The organism is Dactylosporangium fulvum, assembly GCF_025137375.1.
Classification (GTDB): domain Bacteria; phylum Actinomycetota; class Actinomycetes; order Mycobacteriales; family Micromonosporaceae; genus Dactylosporangium; species Dactylosporangium fulvum.
In genome coordinates this window covers 2229917-2251711 of sequence record NZ_CP073720.1, presented here as the reverse complement: position 1 = coordinate 2251711, position 21795 = coordinate 2229917, and the positions used below count along the sequence as shown (strand labels likewise).

The 21795-nt window shown below is 71.8% G+C and carries 18 protein-coding genes; 12 read left to right on the top strand and 6 right to left on the bottom strand.

The features are described 5' to 3' along the window. The first annotated feature begins 3 nt into the window (after window positions 1-3). From Dfulv_RS10500 to Dfulv_RS10460, 9 genes are all read left to right on the top strand, one after another. Complete coding sequence (locus Dfulv_RS10500; protein ID WP_319805834.1) at window positions 4-1191, top strand: FAD-dependent oxidoreductase; 1188 nt, start codon at window positions 4-6, stop codon at window positions 1189-1191. Between the two features lie 1629 nt (window positions 1192-2820). Further along, window positions 2821-3507 (top strand): response regulator transcription factor, encoded by a 687-nt coding sequence (locus Dfulv_RS10495; RefSeq protein ID WP_259862536.1) that lies wholly within the window; start codon window positions 2821-2823, stop codon window positions 3505-3507. Window positions 3508-3545: 38 nt separating this feature from the next. Continuing rightward, a complete protein-coding gene (locus tag Dfulv_RS10490) occupies window positions 3546-4946 on the top strand; it encodes a sensor histidine kinase (protein WP_259862534.1) in 1401 nt (466 codons plus the stop codon). A gap of 342 nt (window positions 4947-5288) precedes the next feature. Beyond that, window positions 5289-7316 (top strand): RICIN domain-containing protein, encoded by a 2028-nt coding sequence (locus tag Dfulv_RS10485; protein WP_259862532.1) that lies wholly within the window; start codon window positions 5289-5291, stop codon window positions 7314-7316. Beyond that, window positions 7313-7924, top strand: coding sequence for a hypothetical protein (locus Dfulv_RS10480; protein WP_259862531.1), 612 nt, complete (start codon window positions 7313-7315; stop codon window positions 7922-7924). Before Dfulv_RS10485 ends, Dfulv_RS10480 begins: the two co-directional genes overlap by 4 nt. A gap of 129 nt (window positions 7925-8053) precedes the next feature. After that, complete coding sequence (locus Dfulv_RS10475; RefSeq protein WP_259862529.1) at window positions 8054-8287, top strand: hypothetical protein; 234 nt, start codon at window positions 8054-8056, stop codon at window positions 8285-8287. A gap of 209 nt (window positions 8288-8496) precedes the next feature. After that, window positions 8497-9561 (top strand): LacI family DNA-binding transcriptional regulator, encoded by a 1065-nt coding sequence (locus Dfulv_RS10470; protein WP_259862527.1) that lies wholly within the window; start codon window positions 8497-8499, stop codon window positions 9559-9561. A gap of 141 nt (window positions 9562-9702) precedes the next feature. Beyond that, window positions 9703-10683 (top strand): pirin family protein, encoded by a 981-nt coding sequence (locus Dfulv_RS10465; RefSeq protein ID WP_259862525.1) that lies wholly within the window; start codon window positions 9703-9705, stop codon window positions 10681-10683. Then, complete coding sequence (locus Dfulv_RS10460; protein ID WP_259862524.1) at window positions 10683-10967, top strand: GNAT family N-acetyltransferase; 285 nt, start codon at window positions 10683-10685, stop codon at window positions 10965-10967. Before Dfulv_RS10465 ends, Dfulv_RS10460 begins: the two co-directional genes overlap by 1 nt. On the opposite strand, the gene Dfulv_RS10455 is transcribed toward Dfulv_RS10460, so the two are convergent. Then, a complete protein-coding gene (locus Dfulv_RS10455) occupies window positions 10964-11821 on the bottom strand; it encodes an SCO6745 family protein (protein WP_406567956.1) in 858 nt (285 codons plus the stop codon). The two genes, Dfulv_RS10460 and Dfulv_RS10455, sit on opposite strands and share 4 nt — an antisense overlap. Before the next feature lie 269 nt (window positions 11822-12090). Between Dfulv_RS10455 and Dfulv_RS10450 the strand changes: the two genes are divergently transcribed. Then, on the top strand, window positions 12091-12666 hold the full coding sequence (locus Dfulv_RS10450) for a TetR/AcrR family transcriptional regulator (protein WP_259862523.1): 576 nt from the start codon (window positions 12091-12093) through the stop codon (window positions 12664-12666). A gap of 107 nt (window positions 12667-12773) precedes the next feature. After that, a complete protein-coding gene (locus Dfulv_RS10445) occupies window positions 12774-14291 on the top strand; it encodes an MFS transporter (RefSeq protein WP_259862522.1) in 1518 nt (505 codons plus the stop codon). Window positions 14292-14358: 67 nt separating this feature from the next. Here the strand turns inward: Dfulv_RS10445 and Dfulv_RS10440 are convergent, their stop codons facing one another. Then, window positions 14359-14946 (bottom strand): bifunctional 4-hydroxy-2-oxoglutarate aldolase/2-dehydro-3-deoxy-phosphogluconate aldolase, encoded by a 588-nt coding sequence (locus Dfulv_RS10440; protein ID WP_259862521.1) that lies wholly within the window; start codon window positions 14944-14946, stop codon window positions 14359-14361. 175 nt (window positions 14947-15121) lie between these two features. Here Dfulv_RS10440 and Dfulv_RS10435 point away from each other — a divergent pair, with 175 nt between their 5' ends. Further along, entirely contained in the window at window positions 15122-16411 is a 1290-nt protein-coding gene (locus Dfulv_RS10435) for a methyl-accepting chemotaxis protein (protein ID WP_259862520.1), read from the top strand. Between the two features lie 73 nt (window positions 16412-16484). Here Dfulv_RS10435 and Dfulv_RS10430 read toward each other — a convergent pair whose 3' ends face one another. The 4 genes from Dfulv_RS10430 to Dfulv_RS10415 all read right to left on the bottom strand — a co-directional run bounded on the left by Dfulv_RS10430 (window position 16485) and on the right by Dfulv_RS10415 (window position 21736). Beyond that, the gene (locus Dfulv_RS10430) at window positions 16485-17675 is read right to left on the bottom strand and encodes an MFS transporter (protein WP_259862519.1); all 1191 of its coding nucleotides are present in this window, start codon (window positions 17673-17675) and stop codon (window positions 16485-16487) included. A gap of 201 nt (window positions 17676-17876) precedes the next feature. After that, on the bottom strand, window positions 17877-19733 hold the full coding sequence (locus tag Dfulv_RS10425) for an anthranilate synthase family protein (protein ID WP_259862518.1): 1857 nt from the start codon (window positions 19731-19733) through the stop codon (window positions 17877-17879). 222 nt (window positions 19734-19955) lie between these two features. Beyond that, a complete protein-coding gene (locus Dfulv_RS10420) occupies window positions 19956-20930 on the bottom strand; it encodes an aldo/keto reductase (RefSeq protein WP_259862517.1) in 975 nt (324 codons plus the stop codon). 71 nt (window positions 20931-21001) lie between these two features. Then, the gene (locus Dfulv_RS10415; RefSeq protein ID WP_259862516.1) at window positions 21002-21736 is read right to left on the bottom strand and encodes a hypothetical protein; all 735 of its coding nucleotides are present in this window, start codon (window positions 21734-21736) and stop codon (window positions 21002-21004) included. Window positions 21737-21795: the final 59 nt, after the last annotated feature.

The window sequence follows — 21795 nt, the reverse complement described above, 5'->3', positions numbered from 1 at the left end:
GTGATCTCCACGGACGTGTGCATCGTGGGCGGCGGCCCGGCCGGGCTGGTCCTGGCGCTGCTGCTGGGGCGGCAGGGAATCCGCACGGTGGTCCTGGAGAAGCACGAGACGTTCCTGCGCGACTTCCGCGGCGACACGGTCCACCCGTCGACGCTGGAACTGATGGACGAGCTGGGGCTGGGTGCGCGGCTGCACGAGCTGCCACACCGCCGCGTGGAGCGGTTCCGGTTCGTCTACTCTTCGGGGACGTTCCAGCCCGTCGATTTCTCGCGGTTGAAGATCCGGCACCCGTACGTGATGTTCCTGCCGCAGTGGGATTTCCTGGAGCTGCTGGCGTCGGCCGGAAATTTCCGACTTATGCGACAACATGCTGTTACCGCGGTGCGGCGGTCGGCGGGTGGCGGCCGGGTCATCGGCGTCTCGGGCGTCTCGCCGGACGGGGAGTTCGCGGTCGACGCGGCGCTGACGGTCGCCTGCGACGGGCGCCACTCGACCGTACGGCACGATCTCGGCCTGCGCTCGAAGGTCTTCGGCGCCCCGATCGACGTACTGTGGTTCCGCCTGCCACGCTACGACGGCGATCCGGTGGGCCTGGTGGGCCGGGTCGGCGACGGCCGCCTGATCGTCGGCATCGACCGGGGCGACACCTGGCAACTGGGGTACGTGGTGCCGAAGGGCGGCGACGAGGCCATACGCTCGGCCGGCCTGCCCAGGTTCCGCGAATCGGTGGCGTCGAGTGTGCCGTACCTGGCTTCGCGGGTCTCGCTGCTCACCGACTGGTCGGAGATCAGGAAACTGACGGTGCGCATGGACCGCCTGTACCGTTGGCACGTCCCGGGCGCACTGTTGATCGGCGACGCGGCACATGCGATGTCCCCGATCGGCGGGGTGGGCATCAACCTGGCGATCCAGGACGCGGTGGCGGCCGCGAGGGTGATCACCGCAGCGTACGCGACGGGCCGCCCCCCGTCGGAGCGCGAACTGGCGTCCATCCAGCGCAGGCGCACGTTCCCGACGGCCGGCACACAATTGGTGCAACGCATGCTGCAGCGGGCGGTACTGTCACCGGCGGTGTCCGGCCACCCGTCGGAGCCACCCCTTCCGCTGCGCCTGCTGGACCGCTACCCGCCGCTGCGCTCCCTTCCCGCGCGGGTGATCGGTGTGGGCTTGCGCCCGGAACACGTAAACTGACAGGTCCCGGGCGACCCGTTGCGGCGTGCCCGGGTCGCGAGCAAGCCGGCGCCGGTGCGAACCAGATTGGGCGGGCGATCGCGGCGGCATGTCGCGCGCCGGCCGGCCGACCGGCGGCCGGACCAGACGGCGGGCCAGCTGGCGACCGGACCGGACGGCGGGCCAACAGCGCGGCAGGCACGCCCAGCAACTGGCCAGCCAGGCGACCAGCCTGTCAGACGGCGGGCCAACCCGAGGCAGCGGACACATCACGCAACAACGGACCGACTGGTGAACGGACCGGGCGGCGGCGAGCGCCTACCAGACAACCGACCAACCGGGACAACGGGCACACCGGACGACGACAAGCCGACCGGCGGACGGACCGGACCGCGGGCCAACAGGGCGGCAGGCACGCCCAGCGGCAGGCCAGCCAGGCGACCAGCCTGTCAGACGGCGGGCCAACCCGAGGCAGCGGACACATCACGCAACAACGGACCGACTGGTGGACGGACCGGGCGGCGGCGAGCGCCTACCAGACAACCGACCAACCGGGACAACGGGCACACCGGACGACGACAAGCCGACTCGTGGACAAACCGAGCGATCGGCCAACTGAGCGACGGGCAGAGCGCGTGACGGCCCGACATGCGATGGGACGGATCAAGTCGCGCGGGAGACGGAATCCCGGGCAGATCCGATCATCGGCAGGCCGAATCGTCCGCTGGGCAGGCCCCGTAGCCGGCATTTGAGCATCACAAGCCCCGTGGGTGCAACTTTTCTGGCGCCAATCGGTAGCGGGTTTCGGACTCCTCCATGATCCCGAAGACTTGATGCTCCTATGGGTACATCAAGTCTTCGGGATCATGGCGATGTCCGAAACCCGCCATCGACAGTCACAAAAGAAATGCATGGCGTCACCACCGCAATGCGCATTGTCATCGCCGATCGGCCGCGATGCCCACCTGCCCGACCGCACTGCATTCCACACCCTCGCCAAAGAGCCGCCCCGAAAGCACCGCTACACCCGGTGGCACACTCCGGTTCGGACGGTGAGCATCCCGCTACCAACCGTCCCAACCGCACCAAAGCCGGACCAACCCACACCGGCCCGCATGTCGATGCCCGACCACACACCGAAACCGACCACACACCAACGCCGGTTCGCACACCAAACCCGACCACATACCAACGCCAGCCCACACGCCGATACGCCGCCACACACAGACACCAAACGCACACAGACACCGAGGCACACGCCAGCACCGAGGGCGCGCCAGCACCAGGAGCACACGCCAGCACCGGGAACACACCAGCACCAGAAGCCTCCACCAAACCCAGGGCGCTTCAAGCACCAGGAGCACACCAGCACCGGGAGCACATCCGGCACTAGGAGCACACGCCGACACCGGGAGCACGCGCCGGACGCCCGCCGCACGGCCAGCGCTCCGCGCAGGCCACGGGTCGCCCCGCCAGGGCCGGCCCCTGCGACGGTCGAGATCGAGCCCGCGGCGAGTGGGGTGCCGACAGAGGCCGGTCGAGCCGGGAACCGCGGCAACCGGGCCACCGGCGGCCGACGCAAAACGGACATGTCGGATTCGTCGATCGGCCGTGGAGGAGGGTTCTTGCCTGAGGCAGTATTTTCATCGCATGGCCACGGTGCTGCTGGTTGAGGACGACCATGTCGTGCGAGGTGCTCTGCTGCGTTCGCTGACGGACAGGGGGCACACGGTGCATGCTGTCGGCACCGCGCTGGAGGCCTTGCGGCGGTTCGCCGCGGAGACGCCCGACCTCGTCGTGCTGGACCTCGGGCTGCCCGACCTCGACGGCGCCGACGCGCTGCGCATGCTGCGCGGCATCGCCGACACGCCCATCATCATCGCCACCGCCCGCGACGACGAGGCGGAGATCGTCAGGTTGCTGAAGGCCGGCGCCGACGACTACATGATCAAGCCCTTCACCAGCGCCCACCTCGACGCCCGGATGACCTCCGTGCTGCGCCGCACCGGCCGGGCGAGTCGCGAGGAACCCACCGCCATCGAAGTGGGAGGCTTGCGTGTCGACATCGGGCAGCGGCAGGCATACCTGCACGGCGAGCCGCTGACGCTGACCCGCAAAGAGTTCGATCTGCTGGCGTACCTCGCCGCTCGTCCCGGACGGGTGGTCTCACGCCGTGAGCTGTTGGAGGAGGTATGGCGGCAACCCTCAGTGGGCGAGGACCAGACGATCGACGTGCATCTGTACTGGCTACGCCGGAAACTTGGCGAGAGCGCCTCAGCGCCCAGATACCTGCACACCGTGCGGGGAGTCGGCTTCAAGTTCGCGGCGCCGGGCTGAGGCGAACGCTCGCCTACGTCTCCGCCGCGGTCACCACCATGGTGGCCCTCGCGTTCCTGATCCCACTGGGACTCGTCGTCCAGCAGCTCGCCCGCGAGCGCGCGCTCGCCGACGCCGAACGCCAGACCGCCGTGGTCGTGGCGGTCCTCACCGTGACCACCGACCCGCTGGCGATCGAACGGGCCGTCGCCAGCACCGGCGGCCCGGCGGTCACGCGCGTCTCCGTGCACAACCTCGCCGACGACGGCACCGAGATCGGCACCGGCCACGCGACGGCGGGCGACCTGTCCCGCGCCGCCGATCAGGCCGCGCCGGTCATCGCCGTGGTGTCGCACGGGCTCTCCTATCTCGAACCGGTCGACGTCGGCTCGGGCCGCACCGCCGTGGTCGAGGTGTTCATCCCCGAGTCGGAGCTGGAGAACGGCGTGGCCGGCGCCTGGTGGGCCCTCGGCGCCGTCGCGCTCGGCCTGGTCATCGCCTCGGTCTGGGTCGCCGACCGGCTGGCCGCGAAGATCACGGCCTCGGCACGCCAGCTGGCCGGTGCCGCCGGCGCGCTCAGCGAGGGCTACCTCGACGTGCGGATCAACCCGCAGGGGCCGCGCGAGCTGGCCGAGGCGAGCTTCGCGCTCAACGTCATGGCCGACCGCCTCATCGCGCTGTTGTCGAACGAGCGGGAGCTGGTCGCCGACCTGTCGCACCGGCTGCGCACCCCGCTGACGGCGCTGCGCCTCGACGCCGAGACCCTCGACGACGGCCAGGACGCCGAACGCATCCGGGACGCGATCGCGGCGCTCGAGATCGAGATCGACAAGCTGATCCGCGCCATGCGCGAGCCCATCGACGCCCACTCCCCCACCCCGGACCGCGGCGAGCGCGGCGACGGGGCGGCCGCCTCCACCGGCGACCAGGGCTGTGACGTCGCCGAGGTGGTGCGCGACCGGATGACGTTCTGGTCGGCGGTCGCCGGCGACCAGGAACGCGACTGCAAGGCGGTCGGCGTCGACAACCCGGCGCCGGTCACCGTGCCGAAGAGCGAACTGGCGGCCGCGCTGGACGCGCTGATCGGCAACGTCATCAGGTACACACCCCAGGGCATCCCCTTCGAGGTGGCCGTCACCCGCCGCGACGACGGTTACGTCGTGCTGCGCGTCGAGGACGGCGGGCCGGGCATCCCCGACCCCGAGCGGGCCCTCCAGCGGGGCGAGAGCGACCAGGGCTCCACGGGCCTGGGCCTCGACATCGTGCGGCGGGTCGCCGTGCAGGGCAACGGCACGGTCAACATCGGCACGTCGGCCACCCTCGGCGGGGCGAGCGTCGTCATCGTCATGACCGACGCCGACCCGGCGCCGAAGGAGCAGCCGACGACCAGCCGCTTCGGGCTCGTCGGCCGGCTGTCCCGCGAGCCGTCGGAACGCCGCCGCAATAGCAAGGCGAACTAGGGGTGCGTACATGCCCGCAGCCTGCCATCAGAGTACGACAACGCTCGATGGCCGTAGTCGCGCGCACACGCAGTGCAACCGGGCGGAACGGCACTGATCAGGGCGCCGCATAGCGCAGGAGCAAGTCTCGGTTAGAACCTCCTTAATTGGGTGCTTCGGGCTGGAACGGACCGTCGACGGCTCGCTATGGTCAGCCCGTTCCCACGTGGACCGACCGGCACTCACCCGCCTTGCCACCCTCGATGGCCGGTCGTCCCGCGCGCGGCGAGGTCCGGCACCTCTGCCCTGTGCCGGCCCTCGCCGCGCGCCCCTCTCCCTCCTTCCCCTCCGGAGGAACCGAGCGTGCAAGCGCCATCCCGGCTGTTGCGCCGTGTCGCAATCAGCGGCGCGGTCGTCGTCGTGGCCCTGGGGGTCGCGGTCGCCGGCCCAGGTGCCTTCGAGACCCTCTTCAAGGAGAGCGGCCCGCCGGCCATCACCCACGTGCCCGCCGACAACCCCGAGATAGGCCTCGTCTACCAGGGCCTGACCCCGGCCAAGAAGGGTGAGCCCTGCGTCGGCGGCTACGTGCTCACCGAGCGGAACCAGTGCAGCCACGGCCCCGACGTGCCGCCGCCCGGCCTGAGCGTGCGCGGCAACGTCGAGCCGGTGGCCGACGCGGTGCCGGCCCAGTCGGTGCCCGCCACCGACACGGCCGCCGCGCCGCAGGAACAGACCGTGCTCGCCGACGAGAGCGTCGCCGAGGGCGGCGACGGCGGCTTCGCCGTGGTGCCGGACGCCGTGGCGGCCGACGGTACGGCCTCCTTCACCATCGGCGCGAGCGGCGTGGCCTGCGACGGCGACGGCGTCTCCGGCAAGCGCGTCCAGGTGTTGTACGTGCGGGACGCCAGCACGGCGAGCCGCTTCAGCCAGTACCTCGAATCGTTCCGCACCTGGTCCGCCGGCGTCGACACCATCTACAACGCCAGTGCCCAGGAGACCGGCGGCGAGCGGCACGTGCGGTTCGTGACCACCCCGGACTGCAAGGTCGACGTCCGCGAGGTCGAGCTGCCCGCCGGCGGCCTCAACACCTTCGACGCCACGATCAACGGCCTGAAGAGCCTGGGGTACAACCGCACGGACCGCAAGTACATGATCTTCGGTGAGTCCAAGGTGTACTGCGGGATCGGTACCTTCGCGGGCGACACGCAGCCGGGCGCCAACAACCGCAGCAACGGCGGCCCCGGCTACGGCCGCAGCGACTCCGGCTGCTGGTCCCCGAGCGTCGCGGCCCACGAGCTCGGGCACAACCTCGGCGCCGTCAACAACAACGCGCCCAACTCCAGCAAGGCCGGGCACTGCCTCGATGAGTACGACGTCATGTGCTACAACGACTCGGGCGGTCTGACGACGAGCGTGAAGTGCTCCGACCGGGCGCACGAGAACCGGATGGACTGCAACCACGACGACTACTACCACACCAACCCGAGCCCGGGCAGCTACCTCGCGAACAACTGGAACGTCGCCGACAGCCAGTTCCTGATCGCGGGTGGTGCGACCAACCCGCCGCCGCCGTCACCGTCGCCGACCCGTACGACCGCCGCACCGTCCCCGTCACGGACGACCGCGTCGCCGTCGCCGTCGGCCAGCCGCACGACGGCCGCGCCACCCTCCCCGACGAGGACCGCGACGCCGTCGCCCACGGCCACGAAGCCGCCGACCGGCCTGAAGGAGCTGCGGACCAGTGACGTCGACGCCACGTCCGTGCGCCTGTCGTGGGACGCGGCCGCGGCCGGGAGCCGCTACGCGATCGTCCTGAATGGACGTTCGATCGGCCAGGTCCGCTCCACCGGCGTCCGGATCGTGGGCATGCGGCCCGACACCTCGTACCAGATCGGGGTCTCGCTGGTGCAGAACGGCGCCCTGACGCCATGGACCGACACCGTCACGGTGCGCACCGCGGGCGCCCAGTCGCCGACGGCCGGCGCGTGGCTGGTCTTCGGCAACAGCCTGACCGGCGGGGTCGCCGACGTCTTCGGCGCCCGTAGCGCGCCGGGCACGCCGATCATCATGTACCGCCGGCACGGTGGGGCGAACCAGCAGTGGAAGCTCGAACCGGCGGCCAGCGGCGCGTTCCTGCTCCGCTCGAAGGCGACCGACGAGTGCCTGACCACGGTCGGCAACAAGGACGCCGCCGGTGCCACGCTGGTCCAGCAGGACTGCGACGGCGCCCTGCGGTGGACGGTCACGAAGACCGACTACGGCGTGGCGCTCACGACGCCGGGCGGCCTGGTCGTCGGTGTCGGCAACAACGCGTACTTCGGCAGCCGTCTGCTGGTGCTGCAGAAGCCGAACGGCGCGAAGTACCAGAGCTGGATCCCGCAGCGCACGTGAACCGGCTCCGGCAGGTCAGCGGCCCGGCGTCCTGGTGGCGCCGGGCCGCGGCCGCTCTACTGGCGACGGTGGTCGCGGTCGCCGTCGCGGTCTTCGGGTTCGCCGAGTCGGCCGACGCGCACAACGGCGTCGTTCTCACGCTCCACGGCGACGGGCGCGGCTCGGTCTGGATCACCGCGACGTGGCAGGACGGCCACCCGGTGACGGAGGCGGTCGGCATGACGATGCTGGCCACGTCGGTGTCCGGCACGCGGGTCGGCCCGGTCGGCCTGCAGCGCAAGGGTAACGCGCTGGCGTACGCGGGCACGCTCCAGCCGGGCGAGTGGACCGTCGTCGCCGAGATGGGCACGCCGGCCATCGGCCGCTGCCAGGGCACCGTCCGGGTGGCCGCCGCGGACAGTCCCGCCACGCCCGACGAGACCACCTGCGCACCGCCGCCGGTTGCGGTCCAGCCCTCGCCTTCCGCACCGTCGCGGTCGTTCACCTGGGTGTGGTACCTGCTGGGCGTGCTCGTCGTGACGGCGCTGGTGACGTTGTTCGCGGCCCGGCGAAGGCCGGCCGCGCCCAGCCGCCGCCCGGCTCCGAGGACGCTGCGCCCGCGCCGCTGACGCCGCCCGGCCGTGAGGCCGCTCACTGGGACCGATATTCGCTTGACCGGTACAGACCGGCGGCCTACTGTACCGGCATAGGCGCTGTACCGGTACAGAGGTCCGGCGAGAGGGCGGAGGAGGCCCACGATGTTCCCGTACGCGATGATCGTCTCGCAGTCCGCGATGGCCAAGGAGTTCCCGGGCACCTGGTCGGATGCCGAGGGCTTCCTGTTCAAGAGCGCGCTGCCCCACGCACCCGTGGTGCCGTACCCCGAGCCGGCCCTGAAGGCGTACCGCACCCGGGCGGCCCTGGCATCGGCCCTGCGCCGCGCCGCGACGGCGATCGCCCCGGCGGCCCGGGACTACAGCCACGCACGCTGATCCCCGCGGCGGCCGCACGGCCGCGTGCGTGGACCACGGTGGCCGCGTCGGCCTCACTCATGATCCAGGGAAACTTCCGGTCGCCCAGGCAGCCAGAACTTTCCCTGGATCATGAAGTCCAGCCCGCCCGGCCGCCAACCGGCGGCCGAAGGGTTGATCTCGCAACGGGTTAAGGTGCTCGAGAGGGTCCTGCGTGGAGGGAGGCGGCAGTGGCGAGGGTGACCTTGCAGACGATCGCCGACCGGGTCGGGGTCAGCCGGATGACGGTCTCCAACGCGTTCTCCCGGCCCGACCAGCTCTCCCCCACGCTGCGCGACAAGATCCTCGCGGTCGCCGACGAGCTGGGATACGTCGGGCCGGACCCGGCCGCCCGGGCCCTCGCCAGGGGCACCACCGGCGCCGTCGGCGTGCTGCTGACCGAGTCGCTGCGTGACGCGTTCAACGACGAGATCGCGACCGCGTTCCTCGGGGCCATCGCCGAGGAGCTCACCCCCACCGGTCTCGGCCTGACGCTGCTCACGGCGGTGTCGAGCGGTGACGTGATCCCGGCGCGCGACGTCGCGATGGACGGCGCACTCGTCTACTCCTGCGACCCCGAGTCGACCGCGGTCGACTGGCTGCTCCGCCGCAAGATCCCGGTGGTGTTCGTCGACCAGCATCCCACCGACGGCGTGCCCGCCGTCAACGTCGACGACCGGCCCGGCGCCCGAGCCGGGGCCCAGCACCTGGTCGACCTCGGCCACCGGCGCATCGGCATCGTCACCTCGGGCGTCCGCGGCGCCCACGGACGGATCGCCGACGAGACCAGCATGATCGACGGATACGTCGCCCAGCAGCGCATCGCGGGCTGGCTCGACGTGCTGCGCCCGGCCGGCATCGAGCCGGCGATCGTCCGCCTGCCGCACGGCCTGCCGGAGTCCGGCTATGACGGCGCTCGGATGCTGCTGTCCCAGGATGCCGCGGATCGCCCGACGGCGATCCTGTGCTTCTCCGACGCACTCGCGCAGGGTGTCGTCCAGGCCGCCCAGGATCTGGGCCTGCGGGTGCCGGAGGACCTCTCGGTCGTCGGGTTCGACGACAGCCCGCTGGCGGCCCGCATGCGCCCGCCGCTGACCACGGTCCGCCAGGACGTGCTCGCCAAGGGCCACGCCGCGGCCGCCGCCCTGACGCGCTCGATCGACAGCATGCGCAACAACACCCCTCCGCCGACCGAGCACCTCCTGCTGCCGGCCGAGCTGGTCGTCCGCTCCAGCACGGCCCCGTCACCGGCGTAGGCCACGCTTCCGGTCCGGGACCACGGAAACCACCGAGGTCGACCGCTACGCACGACCACATTGTTGACTTGCGGAATACTTTTGACGCAAGTACCGTTGTGACAGGCGTACCGCACACGCCCACTCACCTGGAGGCGTCACATGCCCGCGATCACCGTCGACAACGTCCTCGCGCTGCCCCGCGTGTCCACGCCGGACCCGACCACCGCGCAGCCGCGGCCCGTCGTCTCCGTGACGACCGCGCCCAAAGGCTTCGAGGGTGAAGGGTTCCCGGTCCGCCGCGCCTTCGCCGGCGTCGACCTGCGCGCGCTCGACCCGTTCATCCACATGGACCAGATGGGCGAGGTGGAATACTCGCCCGGCGAGCCCAAGGGAACGCCGTGGCATCCGCACCGCGGCTTCGAGACCGTCACCTACATCATCGACGGCGAGTTCGTCCATCAGGACTCCAACGGTGGCGGCGGTGTCATCACCAACGGCGACACCCAGTGGATGACGGCGGGCAGCGGGATTCTCCACATCGAGACGCCGCCCGAGCACCTCGTGGTCAGCGGCGGGCTCTTCCACGGCTTCCAGCTGTGGGTGAACCTCCCGCGGAGCAACAAGTTCGCCGCCCCGCGCTACCAGGACATCCGCGGCGGGCAGGTCGCGCTGCTGACCTCCCCCGACGGCGGCTCGCTGCTGCGGGTCATCGCCGGTGAGCTCGACGGTCATGCCGGGCCCGGCACCACCTACACGCCGATCACCCTCATCCACGCGACCATCTCACCCGGCGCGTCGCTCACGCTGCCCTGGCGCAAGGACTTCAACGCACTGGCGTACACGCTGGCCGGCACGGGTACCGTCGGCGTGAAGGGCCGCCCGGTGGAGCTGGGCCAGCTGGCCGTCTTCGGCGCCGGCGACACGATCACGGTGACCGCCGACGCCAAGCAGGACCCGCGCCACCCGACGATGGACGTCCTGTTCCTCGGCGGTCAACCCATCCGCGAGCCCGTGGTGGCGTATGGTCCGTTCGTCATGAACACCAAGGCCGAGGTCATGCAGGCGTTCGAGGACTACCAGGCCGGTCGGCTCGGCAGCATCCCCGCGGCGCACGCTGACGTTCGGGGAGAGGCGTCCTAGTGGACTTCAACGTCGCCGACAACGCCGACGAGCACCGGTTCGAGATCCGCGTCGACGGCACCCTCGCGGGTGCGGCCTACTACCGGCTGCACCCGGAGGAGGGCGCGCCCACCCGGATCGTCTTCACCCACACCGAGGTGGAGAAGGAGTTCGAGGGCAAGGGCGTCGGCAGCAAGCTCGCCGCCGGTGCGCTCACTCTCGCGAACGACGGCGGGCTGAAGATCGTCGCCCAGTGCCCGTTCATCGTGGCGTACCTGAAGAAGCACCCCGAGTACGCGAACTAGGTCAGCTCGGGCAGTCCGATCGGGTTCGGGTGGCGCAGCAGCCGCGACGCCCGGACCGCGATCGGATACAGCAGTTCGGCGCACCGGGCGGTGGCGTCGGGGCCGAGCGCCTTCCACGGTCCGGCGGCGAGCCGATCGGTGCGGCCTTCGACGGTGTCGTACGCACCGTGCGCCGCCCCGGTCGCCTTGCCGTTTTCGTCGACCCAGCCACGGGCGCGCAGCCGGCCGAGCGCGGCGGCCCACTCGTCGTCGCTCCAGCCGCGGGCCGGCTGGTAGAAGTCGCGCCCGTCGCCGTCGCGCAGGGCGACCCGCCAGACGTTGGACTCGCAGCCGCCGACCTCCTCCACGAGCAGGGCCGCCACGTGGCCGTCGCCGCGGTGCTCCCGCAGGACGGTCGCGGCCTGCCACAGCACGTCGACCGGGTCCTCCGGCCACGGGAGGGCGGCGTTGGCGGCGCCGAGCACGCGCCCGGTCACGTCGACCGTCTCGGCCGCGGCGCGCAGGAGCCCGGCCGCCTCGGCGACATCACGCCCGGGCAGGTCCGCGACGGCCTTCCCGAGGGTCCGCCGGGAGCCGATCCGGCGCGCTTCCAGGGCGGCCTCGGGGGTGATCCGGGTCCAGACGTCGGGCAGCGCGCGGGTCACCATGCGGGGCGCGAAGCCGTAGAACGCCGCGATCACCGGCCCGGCGTTGACCGCGCCGAGCGGGGCGCAGCGGCCGGCGAAGTAACCGCGCCAGAAGCCGCGGAGGCCCGCCTCCTCGAAGGCGCCGAGCGCGTCGGAGGCGAAGTACGTGACCGCGTGCACAGGCTCGAACAGCAACCACATGCGCCGTTCGGTCGACAGCTCTGCCATGGACCTGACGATAAGGGCGGAGGCGCCAGGGGTACACCTGGGGCCTCCGTTTGTGAAAAGGCTGTTCAGACAGCCGGTCAGTTGAAGCCGAGCGAGACCAGCTTGTTGCGGGAGGCCTGCGCGAACGTTTCCGCCTCATCGATGTGCTCCTCGACTTACGGTGTGTCCTCCCTCACAGATGAGGTGTACGGAACCGTTTCGTACCACGCCGGGGCTGGGGTAATTTTCGAGACGGAACGGTTCCGTACAGCTCCTGGAGGGGGGTTCCGGTGGTCGTCGCCGCGTCGAAGTCGGACCGCAGGGTCGCGATCTGTGAAGCGGTCTTCGAGCTACTCGCGGAGGTCGGCTACGACCGGATGTCGATGGACGCCGTGGCGGCGCGGGCCCGCGCCAGCAAGGCGACCATCTACCGGGGCTGGCCCAACAAGCCCGAGTTGGTCATGGACGCGGTCGAGCACCGCTACGGCGGACCTGCGGAGCCGCCCGACACCGGCTCGCTCCGCGGTGACCTCGTCGCCCACCTCTCGACGGTGTGCACGGTGGCGGACGGCGTCGACGGCGCCGTCTTCACCGGCCTGCTGACGGCGGCCGCGCACAACGCGGAACTGTCGGCGGTCATGCGCCGCTGCGTCTACGAGACGAAGCACGCCATGTACGAAACGATGATCAAGCGTGCGGTCGAGCGGGGTGAGCTGCCGGAGGGCAGCACTCCCGAGCTGCTGCACGAGGTCCTGCACGCCCTGGTGATGAGCCGGCGGCTGTGGCGGGCCGGCCCCTTCGACGAGGCGTTCGTGACACGCACCATCGACGGGGTGTTGCTTCCCATCCTGCGGCAGGGCTGCTGACCACACGCACAGCGTGCCGCCCGCGAGGCTGATCCACCGCCTCCGCCGGGCCGCTCCACCCTGCCCGGATTTTCCCGGTTTCAGAATTTTTTGCCCTGGAGGCATGCATGTCGAACGACGTCGGGGGATCGCGCGCGTCCATCGCTCCCGATATATCCGGTAAATCAGCTTCCGTTCCTCCTGATCCGAAGCGCTGGATCGCGCTGGCGATCATCGCGATCGCGCAGCTCATGGTCGTGCTCGACGCCACGATCGTGAACATCGCGCTCCCCTCGGCACAGGAGGCCCTCGACATCTCCACCGCCGACCGGCAGTGGATCATCACGGCCTACACGCTGACCTTCGGCGGCCTGCTGCTGCTCGGCGGGCGCATCGCCGACTTCTTCGGCCGCAAGCGCACGCTCCTGATCGGCCTGCTCGGCTTCGCCGGCGCCTCGGCCCTGGGCGGGGCCGCGGTCAACGCCGGCACGCTGTTCGCCGCCCGCGGCCTCCAGGGCCTGTTCGGCGCGCTGCTCGCACCGGCCGCGCTCTCCCTGATCACGGTGACGTTCACCGAGGCGCGGGAGCGGGCGAAGGCGTTCGGCGTCTTCGGCGCCATCGCCGGCGGTGGCGCCGCGATCGGCCTGCTCGCCGGCGGTCTGCTCACCGAGTACGCCAACTGGCGCTGGTGCCTGCTCGTCAACATCCCGATCGCACTGATCGCGTTCTTCGCGGCGATGCCCGTCGTGCGGGAGAGCCGGGCGCACGGCGACACGCGGTACGACATCCCGGGTGCGATCCTCGCGACCGCCGGGCAGATCGCGCTGGTCTACGGCTTCACGAAGGCCGCCGACGACGGCTGGAGCTCGGGCGTCACGATCGGCTGGCTGGCCGGCGCGGTCGTCCTGCTCGGCGCGTTCCTCTGGTGGGAGTCGCACACCTCGCACCCGCTGCTGCCGCTGCGCGTGCTGTTCGACCGCAACCGCGGCGCGTCGTACCTCGTGTCGATCCTGCTCGGCGCGGGCATGCTCGGCATGTTCCTGTTCATGACGTTCTACCTGCAGCAGACCATGGGCTACTCGGCGCTCAAGAGCGGCGTGGCCTACCTGCCGTTCTCGGGCGGCATCATCGCCGCGGCGGTCATCGCCTCACGGCTGCTGCCCCGCGTCGGCCCGAAGGTGCTGATGTCGATCGGCAGCGTGCTCGCCACGGCGGCGATGATCTGGCTGACGCAGCTCGACCTCGACTCGTCGTACGCGGTGCACATCCTGCCGTCGTTCGTCGCGATGAGCTTCGGCATGGGCCTGGTGTTCGTCCCGCTGAGCAGCGTCGCCCTGTCGGGCGTGGCCAACCACGACGCGGGCGTCGCGAGCGCGATGGTGAACACGACCCAGCAGGTCGGCGGCTCCCTCGGCACAGCGCTGCTGAACACCATCTTCACCACGGCGGTGACCGGCTACCTGGCCGACCACGGCACCGGCCCGCTGGAGCAGGCACACGCCGCGATCCACGGCTACAACGTGGCCTTCACGGCGAGCGCGATCCTGCTGGCGGCCGCGGCCGTCCTGGTGGTGGTGCTGGTCCGCAACACCGCGGCCGACCGCACCGCCGGCGCGGAGGAGCAGGTCCCGGTAATGGTCCACTGAGGACGGACGGCGGGGGCTCCGGTGCCAGGAGCCCCCGCCGCCGCATCAGACGCGGACGAATTTCACGTCATCCGTCGCGCAGCACCGCCAGCAGTTCGGCGAGGCCGCCCGCGCGGGTCACCGCGCCGCCGACCCCGAGCGCGCCCGCGCCGGCGGCGAGGTAGTCGCGGGCGTTGTGCGCCCCGACGCCGCCGGTCGCGACGAACCGTGCCTCGGGGAACGGCCCCGACATCTCACGCAGCCAGCCGGGACCGAGCGACGTGGCCGGGAACGCCTTCAGCCACTCGCAGCCGGCCCTGAGCGCGTGGTGCACCTCGGACGCGGTCGCCACGCCGGGCAGATGCGGCAGTCCGGCGTCGTGGCTGGCCCGGACGACGTCGAGATCGAGGCCGGGCGCGACGGTGAACACCGCCCCGGCCTCGGCCGCGACGGCGACCTGTTCGGGCGTGCGGACGGTGCCGGCGCCGACCGGCTCGCCGCGCGAGGCGAGCTCGCGCAGCACTTCGACGGCCTCGGGGGTCTGGATGGGCACCTCGACGACGCCGAGGCCGCTGTCCCACACGGCCGTGGAGATTTCGAGGGCCCGTGCGACGGGGACACCGCGCAGGATCGCCACGAGAGGCCGGCCGGACAGCAGGTCGCTGAATGAGTTCACAGTCGCTCGATCCAGAACTGGGACCGACGTCGGTGGCATCGTGAGCGCGAGCACCGGGCCGGTCTTGTCGGTCAGGTTGGTGTTGCGGGCCGCGGGCGTGAACTCCTGCCTTCAGTGGCGCGGATCGCGGCCGATGGGACAGATGTCGTCGTCCGGTGCCCCGAAGGAGTGAGCCATGACCGCGTTGCTCAGCTGGCTCATGCCCACGGTACGGCTCAGCGACGCCGCCTTCGCGTCGCGGCACCGGGCGCTGCGCGTGATCCTGTGGCTGCACGTGCCGCTGCTGATCGTCGTCAGCGTCCTCAACGACCACGGCGTCACCGGGCCGCACGCCCACGGCGCGGCCTGGCTGGTCTGGTCGGCGAACGCCGGCGTCCTGCTGTGCGCGGTCGCCTCGGGCATCACGCGCACCCGGCGCGGCGGCCGGATCGCGGTCTCGATCGGCCTGTCGCTGGCCGCCGCGGCGCTCGTCCACGCCGGGAGCGGCCTCACCGACCTGCACTTCCACTTCTTCGTGGTGATCGGGCTCGTCAGCCTGTACCAGGACTGGACCACCCTCGCCCTCACCGTGCTCCTCGTCGCCGCGCACCACCTGTCCGTCGGGCTCACGATGCCGGACATGCTGTTCAGCAGCCCGCAGGCGCGTGCGCACCCGGTCCGGTTCGTCGTGCTGCACGCCGGGTTCGTCGTCGCGATGTGCCTGACCCAGCTGGCGTACTGGCGGTTCGCGGCCACGGCGGAGGCGGAGTCCGACGCCGAACGGGCGCGGATCGCGACCGAGAACCAGGCGGCGCTGCGTGCGGCCGCCGACGACGCCAGGCGGCGCGAGGAGGCCGCCGCGGCGAGCGCCGCCGACGAGGTCGCGAACAGCGAGCGGCTGGGCAGGCGCCTCGAGACGGTGCTGGCCGACGTCGCCGACGCAGGCGTCCGGCTCGGCGCCGAGGCCGGTGCGGCGATGGAGTCGTTCGAGGACGCGCTGGCCCGCATGAACGGTACGGTGGGCGGCGCGGTCGAGGACGTACAGTCGGCGCTGCACGACTCCAACCAAGCGCGGGCGGTGATCGGGGAGTTGGAGTCGGCGGTCTCGGACATCGCGAAGGTGGCCGGACTGATCCAGGCGGTGGCCGACCAGACCAAGCTGCTGGCGCTCAACGCCACGATCGAGGCCGCCCGGGCCGGTGAGGCGGGCAAGGGCTTCGGCGTCGTGGCCAACGAGGTGAAAGAGCTGGCGGCCCAGACGGCGGCGGCGACGGCCCGCATCGAGGCGACGGTGGGCCAGGTGACGGCCGGCGCGGCGGCGGCCGCGGCCGCGGTGGGCGGCGTGGCCGACCGCCTGGGCACGGTCGCCGGGGCCCAGCGTGAGGTGGCCGACTCGCTGCGGGAACAGACATCCTTGGCGGCGGCGACGCGGAGCTCGGTGGCGGCGGCCGCGGACCAGGTCAGCGCCACGGCCCGCCGGACATAACCAGCGGACACACGGCCGAGGCCGGACCGGCCGCCAGGCCCGCGGGACGGCGACCGGGGCCGGGAACCGAGCGCTAGAGCTGCGGGACGGTGGCCGGGGCCACCGGCACGGGTTGCTCCGGGGACCGGGTGCGAAACGACGGGGCCAGGGCCGCGATGCCCGCCGCCAGCACCGCCGGCACCACGAACGCCAGGCGGAGCGACGCGCTCTCGGCCACCACGCCGATCAGGCCCGCGCCCACCACGAATCCCGCGTAGTTGAACAAATTGACCCGCGCGATCGCGACGCCCGTGCCGGCCGGGTCGAGGCGGCCCGCGGCGGCGAACGACTGCGGCACCACCAGCGACAACCCCAACCCCACCACCGCGAACCCCGCGACACCGACCGCCGGACTCGGCGCCGCCGCCACGAGGCCCAGGCCCAGCCCGCCGACCACGCCGCCCACCGACACCACGCCGACCGGGCCGAAGCGGCGCACGATCCGGTCGCCGGCGGTTCGGCCCACCAGCATCGTCGCCTGGTACGCCGCCAGGCCCAGCGCCGCCACGCTGGTGCTCGCGGACAGCGCATGGTCGAGGAAGACGGCGCTCCAGTTCGAGACGGCGGAGTCGGCGATGAACATGAGCATCATCGCCACGCCGACCAGGACGATGGGGCGCCACGGGATGGCCGGGCCGGTGCCCGCGGGCAGGTCGGTGCTCTCCTCGGCCCGGCGGAGCTGGGCGGGGCCGGCGAACGCCGCGAGGATCGCGCCGACCAGCGCCACCGCGCCCAGCGACGCGGCGACGGACCAGCCGAGCCGGGCCGTGCCGGCGGTCGCGAGTGCGCCGAGGATGGCGCCGACGCTCCACACGGCGTGGAAGGAGTTGAGAACCGGGCGGCCGTAGCGGCGCTCGACGGCGACGCCCTGCATGTTCATCGTCGCGTCGACGATGCCGAGGAACAGGCCGACCAGGGCCAGCGCGCCGAAGAGCTCCCACTGCTCGGCGGACAGGCCCACCAGGACGATCGCCCCGCAGACGCCGGGTCCGCCGGCGCGCAGGACGGGTGAGCTGCCGAGCCGGGCACTGAGCAGGCCCGCGACGACGCTGCCGATCCCGGCGACCACCGGCACCGCCAGCAGCACCAGCGACAGCTCACCGTCGGAGAAGCCGAACTTCTCCTGCAGCACGCCGACCTGGGTCAGCAGCGCGGCGAAGCAGAAGCCCTGGACGAGATACGCCCCGGCGACGGCGACACGTGCACGGCGGTCCCGCTGATCCATCGCCGGCTCCCGGATGGCAGAAGTGAGAATATTTCGGAAGCATTGTTCAACCGGCGGCCGAACGCAAGAGCCCCGTTCGGTCGACCCGCCGGCGCGGCCAGGTCGCGCACCCGGTCCGCGCCGGCGATCAGCCCCGCGAGCAGCGCGACCGGGGACCGCCGCGGTGCCGTGCAGGTGGAGGCCACGCCCCGGAAGAAGCGATCACTCCGGCAACGTGCCCACCGGGGACGCCGTCGAAGCGGGCAACAGCGCGACGAGCAGCGACCGCAGCAGGTCGATGCCGTGCTGGCTGAGCACCGACTCCGGGTGGAACTGCACACCCGCGAACGTCGCGCCGCGCAGCGCGTGCACGTCGCCGTTGGACGGGTCACGTGCCAGCTCCACCTCGCCGAAGGGCGTCGGGACGCGGTCCGCGTCGGCGACGGCCGTGAACGTCGAGTAGAAGCCGACCCGCGCCGGACGGCCGAAGAAGCTGATGTCGCGCTGCATCCCCTGATACGGGCTGGCCTTGCGGCGCAGCGGCAGGCCGAGCACGCCGCAGAGCAGCTGGTGGCCCAGGCACACGGCCAGGGTCGGCGTGCCGGTGTCGAGCAGCCGCCGGATCAGGCCCCGCATGGCGGCCATCTTGGGGTCGTCCGGCAGCCGCGGGTCACCCGGGCCCGGACCCGGGACGACGAGGTCGAACCCGCCGGGTTCCGGGACGGAGTCGTACGAGCTGAGCGTCACCGACAGCCCGAGCACCCGCAGCTGGTGCAGGAGCATGCCGGTGAACGTGTCCTCGGCGTCCACGATGAGCACCCGCCGGCCGGTGAGCGCCGGATCCGGTGCGGTGGCACCGCGGGGCTCCAGCCAGAACGGCGCGAGGGTCGTGTTGCGGGCCACGAGCGCGGCCTGCACCTCCGGGTCGGCGGCGAGCCGGGCATCCACAGTGGACGCCGGGGACGCGGGGCCGGGACGGAGGCCGAGCGCCGCCAGTACCGCCGCCGCTTTGGTGTGGGTCTCGGCCACCTCGCCCGAGGGCGTCGAGTGGCGCACGAGCGTGGCCCCGACCGGGACGCGCAACCGTCCGTTGCGGTCGATGTCGGCGGTGCGGATGAGGATCGGCGCGTCGAGCGTCTGCCGGCCCTCGGCGTCGCGGCCGACGAGGGCGAGCACGGCGCCGTAGTAGCCGCGGCCGCGCCGCTCGTGCCGGGCCACGACCCGGCAGGCGTTCTCGATCGGGCTGCCGACCACGGTCGGCGCGAACATCGTCTCCCGCAGTACCTCGCGCACGTCCCGGGAGCCGCGACCGGCGAGCAGGTACTCGGTGTGGACGAGGTGCGTCATCTCCTTGAGGTACGGGCCGATGACCTGGCCGCCGAGGTCGGCGACGGTCGCCATCATCTTGAGCTCCTCGTCGAGGACCATGGACAGCTCGTCGATCTCCTTGCGGTCGGCGAGGAAGTCGAGCACCGCGGCCTTCTCGGGGACGCCACGCAGGGTACCGCTGATGGGGTTCATCATGACGAGGCCGTCGTCGACGCTGACGTGCCGTTCGGGGGTGGCGCCCACGAGGGTGCGGTCGCCGGTGTGCACGACGAAGGTCCAGTAGGCGCCCCGTTCGCTGGTGAGCAGCCGGCGGAAGACGGTGAGCGCGGCGGTCACCGGGTCGCCGCCGAGGTCGGCCTCGAAGACCCGGTGGATCACGAAGTTCGAGCCCTCACCCCGGCCGATCTCGTCGCGCAGCACGGTCTCGACGATCCCGGCGTAGGTCTCGTCGTCGACGTCGAAGGCCCCGCCGGTGAGTTCGAGCGGCGCGTCCGGCAGCGCGGCGAGCGCGGCGTCCACCGGCACCTCGTGCCGCCGGTCGACGCAGAGGACGGCGAGCGGTGTGCCGTCGTCGACACACTCGAAGCCGCGCTCACGGACCTGGCGGAACGGCACCAGGGCGAGTGACTCGTCGGGGATGCCGGCGAGCGTCTCGACGGTGCGCACCGGACCGGTGAGCACCTCGACGACGTCGCGTCCCTCGCGCCGGAGCAGGGCGAACGGCGTGCCGGTGGTGAGGTCGGGCAGCATGGGCGTTCCCTTCGGGTGGGTCGGTCGGTGCCGTCCCGAGGCGACCGCCCCCCGTTGCGGGGAACAACAAAGCGACCGCCTCGTCTGGCGGCCGCGGAAGTGGTGTCACGCGGAAGTGGGCCGCCTGGTCAGGCGGGCCACCAGCTGTTCAGTCGCGCGGACACGTGGTGCAGCGTACAAGGCGGGTCCCGCCGGCGCCAGCACGCCGGCGGGATCCGGTCCTCAGTTGTCGAGGGACGCCATCGTCGCCTCGGGGTAGCGGGTGCCGGCCACGTCGGTGCCGATCGCCAGCTTCTCCAGCGCGGCGAGGTCTTCGGGGGTCAGGTGGACGTCGAGGGCGGCCACGTTCTGCTCCAGGTACTCGCGCCGCTTGGTGCCCGGGATCGGCACCACGTCGTCGCCCTGTGCGAGCACCCACGCGAGCGCGAGCTGCGCCGGGGTGATGCCCTTCGCCTCGGCCAGCGACCGGACCTCGGCCACCAGGTCGAGGTTCCTGGCGAAGTTCTCGCCCTGGAAGCGCGGGTTGTTCCGGCGGAAGTCGTCCGGGGCGAACTGGTCGGGGCTGGTGATCTCGCCGCTGAGGAAACCCCGCCCGAGCGGGCTGTACGCGACGAGGCCGATGCCCAGTTCGCGGAGCGTGCCCAGCAACCGGGCCTCCGGGTCGCGGGACCACAGCGAGTACTCGTACTGCCCGGCGGTCACCGGGTGCACGGCGTGCGCGCGGCGCACGGTGGCCGGCGACGCCTCCGAGATGCCGAGGTGGCGCACCTTGCCGGCGGCGACGGCCTCGGCGAGCGCGCCCCAGGTGTCCTCGATCGGCACGCTGGTGTCCACGCGATGCTGGTAGTACAGGTCGATGTGGTCGACGCCGAGCCGCTCGAGCGACGCGTCGAGCGCCCGGCGGACGTAGTCCGGGTGGCCGTTGATACGCCGGGAGCTGCCCTCGCGCTGGATGCCGAACTTGGTGGCGAGCACCACCTCGTCGCGGCGGCCGGCGATGGCACGGCCGACCAGCCGCTCGTTGGTGAACGGCCCGTACATGTCGGCGGTGTCGAGCAGGGTGACACCCAGGTCGAGGGCGCGGTGGACGGTGGCGACGGACTCCGTGTCGTCGCCGGGTCCGTAGAACTCGCTCATGCCCATGCAGCCGAGGCCGAGTTGGGAGACGGTCAGTGAGCCAAGCTTTCGCTGTCGCATGTCTCCACTCTTCCCCTTTGAGCGCGCTCGAAGTCAAATACGTCGGGCGAAGGCGGCAACAGGATCGTGGCTCATGCCGAGACGGCGGCCCGGGACCTCGCCAGCCCGTAGAGGCACAGCAGCGCGGCCAGCACCAACGGGACGCCGTCGCGGAGGAGCCCGTCGACGCCGAGCAGCAGCCAGCACAGGACCGGCTGCACCACCAGGACGAAGACGCTGACCATGGCCAGCATCACACGGGCCCACACGTGGCCGAAGAGCGTCACGAAGCTGATCACGCCGGCGACGAAGCCGACCAGCATGGCGAGCACGAACCAGGAGATGACCAGCGGCACGGCGATCTCCGGCGGCCGGCGCGGCGTGTCGAACAGCGAGCCCAGCGCGACCAGGCAGGGCACGAACAGCAGTGCCGAGTAGGACAGGGCGGCGACCCGGGCGGTGAGCGCCCAGGGCGGGATCGGCCGCCGGGGCGCGCGGCGGGTCAGGTGCGCCTCGATGGCGGGCGAACGGAACAACTGCCAGCTGACCGCCACGCACAGCACGGCGACGACCAGCAGCCCCGCGATCACCGGCCATGGCGGCAGCAGGTCCTCCGCGCGGGGCTGCACGAGCCGGGCCGAGGCGAAGATCGTGGTGACCGTGAGGATCAGCCCGAACGGGCGAGCGGTGAGCCGGCCGAAACGCACCTCACGCATCAGGAACAAAAAGCCCAATGCGCGCAGCATTGCCCAGACGGTACGGACGGCGAGGCCGAATCCCGCCTCCCCCGAATACTCCAGGTTGATGACGTCCACGACCACAGTCACCACGGCGGTGGTCAATATGAGGCGGCGCAAACGACGGCTGGCCGGAGTGGGGGCCGGCG